Source organism: Sphingomonas panni (assembly GCF_022664435.1).
GTDB classification, from domain to species: Bacteria; Pseudomonadota; Alphaproteobacteria; order Sphingomonadales; family Sphingomonadaceae; genus Sphingomonas; species Sphingomonas panni.
This window is the reverse complement of record NZ_JAKREU010000003.1, coordinates 466,396-473,509: the sequence shown is the minus strand read 5'-3', so window position 1 is coordinate 473,509 and position 7,114 is coordinate 466,396. Positions and strand designations below refer to the sequence as shown.

At 67.8% G+C, this 7,114-nt stretch carries 7 protein-coding genes; 1 reads left to right on the top strand and 6 read right to left on the bottom strand.

Going from position 1 to position 7,114, the window contains the following annotated elements; translation table 11 throughout:
• Window positions 1–313 precede the first annotated feature (313 nt).
• The 6 genes from MF609_RS09185 to MF609_RS09160 form a co-directional block, all read right to left on the bottom strand.
• Window positions 314–607, bottom strand: a complete 294-nt coding sequence (locus MF609_RS09185) for a hypothetical protein (protein ID WP_242415995.1) — start codon at window positions 605–607, stop codon at window positions 314–316.
• 223 nt (window positions 608–830) lie between these two features.
• Complete coding sequence (locus tag MF609_RS09180) at window positions 831–1,259, bottom strand: protein tyrosine phosphatase family protein (RefSeq protein WP_242415994.1); 429 nt, start codon at window positions 1,257–1,259, stop codon at window positions 831–833.
• A 59-nt stretch (window positions 1,260–1,318) separates the two neighbouring features.
• A complete protein-coding gene (recQ, locus tag MF609_RS09175) occupies window positions 1,319–3,085 on the bottom strand; it encodes a DNA helicase RecQ (RefSeq protein WP_242415993.1) in 1,767 nt (588 codons plus the stop codon).
• A 43-nt stretch (window positions 3,086–3,128) separates the two neighbouring features.
• Entirely contained in the window at window positions 3,129–3,935 is an 807-nt protein-coding gene (locus MF609_RS09170) for a class I SAM-dependent methyltransferase (protein WP_242415992.1), read from the bottom strand.
• A complete protein-coding gene (locus MF609_RS09165; RefSeq protein WP_242415991.1) occupies window positions 3,908–4,840 on the bottom strand; it encodes an alpha/beta fold hydrolase in 933 nt (310 codons plus the stop codon). Before MF609_RS09165 ends, MF609_RS09170 begins: the two co-directional genes overlap by 28 nt.
• A 72-nt stretch (window positions 4,841–4,912) precedes the next feature.
• Window positions 4,913–6,730, bottom strand: a complete 1,818-nt coding sequence (locus tag MF609_RS09160) for an ABCB family ABC transporter ATP-binding protein/permease (RefSeq protein WP_242415990.1) — start codon at window positions 6,728–6,730, stop codon at window positions 4,913–4,915.
• 94 nt (window positions 6,731–6,824) lie between these two features.
• On the opposite strand from MF609_RS09160, the gene MF609_RS09155 reads away from it, so the two are divergent.
• On the top strand, window positions 6,825–7,061 hold the full coding sequence (locus tag MF609_RS09155; protein ID WP_242415989.1) for a hypothetical protein: 237 nt from the start codon (window positions 6,825–6,827) through the stop codon (window positions 7,059–7,061).
• Window positions 7,062–7,114 lie beyond the last annotated feature (53 nt).

Below are 7,114 nucleotides of genomic sequence, written 5' to 3'. Positions count from 1 at the left end.
CGTTGATGAAGAAGTCAGCGACCTTACCCTCCACGCACGATTGCGCGATGCGCCAGAGGCACGCCTTGAGGTTCAGTCGGTGCACGTCCCCTAACAAACAGGCGTGCCAATTTGTCCACGCTGCCTAGCCATTCCCGTCACTCCGGACGTGATCCGGGGTCGCGTTTTCCAGCTACCGTAGGGAAGAAGCGGGACCCCGGGTCAGGCCCGGGGTGACGAACAGAAGAACGCCTCGCGCTTGTCGCCAACGGGTTGCCTGCCCCCGGCTTCACGACGGCGCAAACCGCCGCAGCCGGACCCGTCGGCGGCGCGATCAGTTCGGCCGTGCGCCCGCCTGCAAAAACGCTCGTGCCGCTTTCTGCGCGTCGGCGATCTGGCGCGGGGTCATGTCGCACGCGATTTCCGCGCGCCATGCCTGCGCCGCCTCGACCCCCGACATGGCGGCGAGATTGAACCATTTATGCGCCTCGACCAGGTCGATCATCGCTCCGCCGGTACCGCTGGAATAGCAGATGCCGAGGTCGAACCACGCCGTGCTTTCGTTCGCGCCTGCGTCTTCCGCCCGGCTTTCCGAGAGAAAGCGGGCGCCTTTCTGACTAATGCCCATGTTCCAAACCCCCATTGGTACAGGCAAGATATTGCCGGCAATGGCGTTGTGATTTGGTTAACGGCGAAAAGCCTGTAGCTTCAGTGCGTTGGCGTACCGTGGGTTAAGCATGTTGCCCGGCGTGCCGCTTATCCTTGCGTGGACTCCCCCATGCTGGGGCCGCGTCGTTGCCGGTGTGTGGCAACGGGCCCCGCTTTTTTCGGGAGCACCACCGCGCGAACGGTCAGCCCTGCGCCAGCGCGTCGAGCGTGGGCCGTATGCCAGACAGGTCGTAGCCGGCGGCACCGCCCGCCGCGACCAGGCCGGCGGGATCGCCGCCCTGCTTGGCACGGGCGAGCGCCCACAAATTGCACGACCGCGTGCCCGAGCGGCAATAGGCGAGGATCGGGCCTTCTGCCTCCGTCAGGATCGCGGCCATCGCGTCGAGCTGCGGATGGCTGAACCCCGCATGGGTGATCGGGATGGCGTGATAGGCCATGCCCGCCGCCGCCGCCGCGTCGGCGATCGTATCGCCCGCCGGCTGACCCGCTTCCTCGCCATCGGGACGGTTGTTGACGATGGTGGTGAAGCCTTGGGCCTTCAGCGTCGCGACATCGTCGGCGGTGATCTGCGGGCTGACCGAAATGCGGTCGTCGATACGGCGGATGTGCATGGGGCGAGGATAGCGGCGGGCGGCGACGTGCGCAAATCCTCCCCGTGCCGGGGAGGAACCTAGTGCTGTTTGATGACGCTCAGGAACGCGTCGCCGTACGCCTGCAGCTTCTTTTCGCCCACGCCGGTGATCCGGCGCATCCCGCCGATCGTCTGGGGCCGGTCCGTCGCCATTTCGCGCAGCACCGAATCGTGGAAGATGACATAGGGCGGCACGCCCGCCTCCTGCGCCAGTTCGCGGCGTTTGGCGCGCAATGCCTCGAACAGCGGATCGCCGGTCGGGTTGGGGGTGGCGGAGCCGCCGCCGCGCCGCCGCCGCTCGCGCTTGGGCGGAACGATCAGCGACAGGGTATCGCCGCCCTTCAACAGCCCGCGCGCCGCAGGGCCGAATTCCAGCCCGCCATGGTCGTTGGCGCGCAGCGCGTCTCGCAGTTGCAGCGCACGGCCGACGGGCTTGAGCAGCGCGACCTCGTCACCGTCGACGATGTTCCACACCGACAGGCTTTCGTGACCGTTGGTCATGCTGCGTTCGGTCGACTGACCGGTCAGCACCTGTTCGATATAGGTCGCGCCGAACATCATCCCGGTGCGGAACACGGCGGAGAGATATTTCTGCGCTACCTGCGTCGCGTCGACCGCATTGGGCGGGGTCAGGCAATTATCGCAATTCCCGCAATAATCGGGCGGCGACTCGCCGAAATGCTTCAGCAGGATCGCACGACGGCAACCGGCGGTCTCGACCAGTGCGCCCAGTGCGTTCAGCCGCTGGCGCTCGCCCGGCTGGCGTGCCGGTTCGACCTCACCGATCCGCTGCCGTGCGCGGGCGAAGTCGTCGGCACCCCAGAACAGGTGCGCAACTGCCGGATCGCCGTCGCGGCCGGCACGGCCGGTTTCCTGATAATAGGCCTCTATCGACTTCGGCAGCCCGGCATGGGCAACGAAGCGGACATCGGGTTTGTCGATCCCCATGCCGAAAGCAATGGTCGCGACCATCACCATGTCCTCCGACGCGACGAAGTCATGCTGGTTGCGCTGGCGCACGGCGGGATCGAGGCCGGCATGATAGACGCGGACCGGGCGGCCGGTCTTCGCCAGCGCCTCCGCCAGGCGTTCGGTGCCGGCGCGCGACTGGACATAGACGATGCCGGGACCCGGCGTCGCGGCGATGACGTCGGCGATCTGGCGCGTCCCCTGATCGCGCGGCGTGATGTGGTAGCGGATATTGGGGCGGTCGAAGCCGGCGACGATCAGCCCGTCGTGCGGAATGCCCAGCTGTTCGAGAATGTCGGCGCGGGTATGCGCGTCGGCGGTGGCGGTCAGTGCGAGGCGCGGGACGTCGGGAAACTGGTCGAACAGTGGGCGCAGCAACCGGTAGTCGGGCCGGAAGTCGTGGCCCCATTCGCTGACGCAATGCGCCTCGTCGATCGCGAACAGCGACAGGTTGCCGCGGGCGAGCAGCTCGCGGAAATCGCTGCCCGATGCGCGTTCGGGCGCGACGTAGAGCAGGTCCAGTTCGCCATCGAGGAAGCGGCCACGCGTTTCCGCGCGATTGTCGTCGGCGGAGGTCAGCGTCGCCGCCCGGATGCCGACCGCGGTCGCCGCGCGCAGCTGGTCGTGCATCAGCGCGATCAGCGGCGAGACGACGACGCAGGTGCCCGGCAGCATCTGCGCCGGCAGCTGATAGGTCAGCGACTTGCCGGCACCGGTCGGCATGACGGCGAGGGTGCGCTGACCGGCGAGCACGCGGTCGACCACCTGCCGCTGGACGCCGCGGAAGTCGGGAAAGCCGAAGGTCGATTGCAATACGGGGATCGGGTCGAGCGCCATCGGCTCCCACCTAGGGATGCGGGGCAGGCGCGTCGAGGGGTGGTTAGTCCGTACGGACCGCTCGCCAGCCTTCGCCGGTGATGGCGGCGTCGCCGACGGTGCCGGTATAGGTAACGCTTCCGACCGTGAAGATCAGTTCGGTGCCGCGCAGCCGGCCGGCGACCTGCTTCCCGTCGAACGTTCCGGTGACGAACTGGAATGTCTGGTCGAGATGCAGCGTCCCGGCACGACCATCCGACAGGGTCATCCGCCAGTCACCGCCCGCAACGGCCGGTACGATGTACAGATAGATGGAGCGGTCGGTGACCAGCCCCCATTCGTCCGCCTGCCAGTCGCCCAGGTCGAAGGCGTGGGTGACGATGCGCGTACCGGGTTTGAGTTCGGTCAGCAGGCGCGGGCGCAACGCCATGTTGATGCGCGGCAGCAGGTACATCGTCACCACGCTGGCGTCGCGCAGCGGCGTGTCGAACAGGTTGGCGGCGGTGAAGCGGGCGCGATCCTGCAGCCCGTGCAGCGCGGCGTTGCGGCGCGCCCGCTCGACCAGGATCGGGTCGATTTCGACGCCGCTCGCGCGGGCGCCCAATCGTGCGGCGGCGATCGGGATGCGGCCATCGCCCGAGCCGAGGTCGAGCAGCATGTCGGTCGGACCGACCTTCGCGATCGACAGCATCGCGTCGACCACCGGTTCGGGGGTGGGGACATAGGGCACGTCGTAATCGGGTTCGCGCGCGGCGATGCCCTTGCCTGCCAGGATGTCGCCCATCCCGTCGCCATAGGCGCTGCACCCGCCGAGCAGGACGGCGAGGAGCAGCGCCCGACGCTTCACGCGGATGTCGCGGTGCGCAGCCACCGGGCGGTATCGGCGGCATGGGTGACGGGGATCATATGACCGCCACCGATCCTGGTCAGCGTCGCACCCGGTATCTCGCCGGCGGTGACATCGCCCTGACCGACCGGATCGAGCAGTTCGTCATCGCGGCCATACAGGATGGCGACCGGCAGCTTGATCGCGCCATAGCGCGGCACCATCGTCGCCAGCGCGCGATTGGCGTCGGTCAGTTCGGCGGCCCCGGCCTGGAAGCTCGATGGGCGCAACGCGATCAGTCCGCCGCCGCGCGTGCCGAAGTCCATCGGTACGGCATCGGGTGCGAAGACCTGTTTCGACACCATCGGCCCGGTCAGCGTGGTCAGCGGCACGCCGACCGTCCATGCGGCCAGTCCGCGCAACGGGGCGGGCGGGGCTTTCCCCCGGAAGATCGCGGGCATCTCGGTCATCTGCTGCGTCAGGGGGGCGATCAGCGCGAGGCCGCGAATCTTCGACGGCTGGTTCAGCGCCATGGCCAGCGCCACCGCGCCGCCCATCGAATGGCCGACCAGCAACGGGCGGTCGAGGCCCAGCGCATCGATCAGGTCGGCGATCATCCGCGCCTGCACCTCGATCGTCGGATGGTCGCCCTCGACGCTCGAATGACCCCAGCCGGGGCGGTCGACCACGATCAGCCGGTGGTCGGTCAGCTCGCCGGTCAGCGCATAGGTGAAGTTGCGCAACTGGCCATAGATGCCGTGGAGCAGGACGACGGTCGGGCCGTCGCCGCCGGTATCGACATAATGCAACCGGGCACCCGGCACGTCGACGAAATCGCCGTCCGCCGGGACCAGCGCCTCCGACGCGCCGGCCGCCAATGCGGTCCACAGCGCCAGTCCGCCGCCGACCAATGCGGTCGTCGCCGCCGCCTTCTTCAGGGAATCGTTCATGCGCGTTCCTCCCGCAATGCCACGGGGATACGCGTCAGCGCGGCGGAGTGTCCATCGCCGATGACGAACCGCCTATGCCTCGGCCAGTGCCGCCTCGCGCTCCGCCGCCTGTCGCGCCCACATTTCGGCATAGGTGCCGCCGAGGCGCAGCAGGTCGCCATGCGATCCGCTTTCGACGACGCGACCGCCCTCCAGCACGACGATGCGGTCGGCATGGACCACGGTCGACAGGCGATGGGCGATGACGATGGTCGTGCGGCCGCGCTCGATCGCCTCCAGCGTATCGAGGATGTCGGCCTCGGTCCGGCTGTCGAGCGCGCTGGTCGCTTCGTCGAGGATCAGGACCGGCGGGTTCTTCAGCAGCGTGCGGGCGATCGCCACGCGCTGCTTCTCGCCGCCCGACAGCTTCAGTCCGCGTTCGCCGACGCGGGTGTCGTAACCCTCGGGCAGGCTGGCGATAAACGGCGCGATCGACGCGCCGCGCGCAGCCTCGGCGATCTGGGCGGGGGTCGCATCGGCGCGGCCATAGGCGATGTTGTAGCCGATGGTGTCGTTGAACAGCACGGTGTCCTGCGGCACGATCCCGATCGCGCGGCGCAGCGACGCCTGCGTCACCTGCGCGATATCCTGCCCGTCGATGGTGATCCGCCCGGCGGTGGGATCGTAGAAGCGGAACAGCAGCCGGGCGAGCGTGGACTTGCCCGCGCCCGACGGCCCCACCACCGCCAGCGTCGTGCCGGGGGGAATGTCGAGGTCGATGCCGTTCAGAATCTGGCGACCGTCGCCATAGCCGAAACCGACCCCTTCGAAGCGGACATGGCCGCTTCTCACGGTCATCGGCGCCGCGCCGCGCGCATCGACGATCTCGGCCGGTGCATCGATCAGGTCGAACATCGCGCCCATGTCGACGACCCCCTGCCGCACGGTGCGATAGACCATGCCCAGCAGGTCGAGCGGACGGAACAGCTGGGTCAGCAGGGTCGACACCAGCACGACGTCGCCGGGTGAGAAGCGTCCGCCGGACCAGCCGAACACGATCAACGCCATGCCGCCGCCCAGCATCAGCGCGGTAATCAACGCCTGTCCGATGTTGAGCAGCGCCAGCGAGTTTTCGGACTTCACCGCCGCATCGGCATAGCCGGCGATGGCGCGGTCGTAACGCTGCGCCTCACGCTCCTCCGCGCCGAAATATTTGACCGTCTCGAAGTTCAGCAGCGAATCGACCGCATGGGCGACCGCGCCGGTGTCGAGGTCGTTCATCCGTTCGCGCAAAGCGGAGCGCCAGTCGGTGACCCAGCGGGTGAAGACGATGTAGAACACGACCATCGCCACCGTGCCGCCGACCAGCCAGCCGCCGAAGCGGGTGCCGAAGATCGACAGGACCAGCGTCAGTTCGAGGATGGTCGGAGCGATGTTGAACAGCAGGAAATAGAGCATCGTGTCGATGCTCTTCGTGCCGCGTTCGACCACCTTGGTCACCGCGCCGGTCCGCCGTTCGAGGTGGAAGCGCAGCGACAGCGCATGGAGGTGGCGGAAGACCGACGCCGCCAGCCGCCGCGTCGCATCCTGTCCGACGCGTTCGAACACCACGTTGCGCAGATTGTCGAACAGCGTTCCGCCGAATCGCGCCGCCGCATAGCCCGCGACCAGCGCGACCACGAGCCACAGCGCATCGCGCGAACCCGCCGCCATCGTGTCGATCGCACCCTGCAATGCGAAGGGCGCGCCATAGACCTGCACCAGCTTCGACGCGACGACCAGCAATAGCGCAGCGACAATGCGCACCTTCAGCCCCGGCGCGTCGGCGGGCCAGAGATAGGGCAGGAAGCGGCGGAGCGTCGCCAGCATCGGCCGGGTCGGACCGGAGGCGGAATGGGTTTCTGGCGGCATGGCAAGCGCCATTTGGGGTGGCCGGCGCGGATAGGCAACGCTTCGTCGGAACAAGGTGCTTGCCGAAGTATTGAAATCGTCGAGGAGACGGAAGATGGCACCTCTGGTCTATGTCATGGCGATCCTGGGTTGCGGCGACGATGGCGCGACCTGCACGCGGGAGCGGGTCGCTCCGGCGAGCTATTCGTCGGTCGCCGAATGTCAGGCGGCGATGCCGACGATCCTCGCCACCAACACCGACCTGTCCTACCCGGTCATCAGTGCATCGTGCGAACGCGGTGGACGCTTCGTGGTCGACAATGCCAAACGGACCGCACCGAAGGCAGGCTGAGTTGCCGCCCGCTTGACGGCCTCGAATCGTCGGAATACTTACATCGTTGTAAG

What these genes read in the sequence shown, in the direction of transcription:
- MF609_RS09185 (WP_242415995.1), bottom strand. Translation starts at nt 607, where the DNA reads ATGGGCATTAGTCAGAAAGGCGCCCGCTTTCTCTCGGAAAGCCGGGCG.
- MF609_RS09180 (WP_242415994.1), bottom strand. Translation starts at nt 1,259, where the DNA reads ATGCACATCCGCCGTATCGACGACCGCATTTCGGTCAGCCCGCAGATC.
- recQ (WP_242415993.1), bottom strand. Translation starts at nt 3,085, where the DNA reads ATGGCGCTCGACCCGATCCCCGTATTGCAATCGACCTTCGGCTTTCCC.
- MF609_RS09165 (WP_242415991.1), bottom strand. Translation starts at nt 4,840, where the DNA reads ATGAACGATTCCCTGAAGAAGGCGGCGGCGACGACCGCATTGGTCGGC.
- MF609_RS09160 (WP_242415990.1), bottom strand. Translation starts at nt 6,730, where the DNA reads ATGCCGCCAGAAACCCATTCCGCCTCCGGTCCGACCCGGCCGATGCTG.
- MF609_RS09155 (WP_242415989.1), top strand. Translation starts at nt 6,825, where the DNA reads ATGGCACCTCTGGTCTATGTCATGGCGATCCTGGGTTGCGGCGACGAT.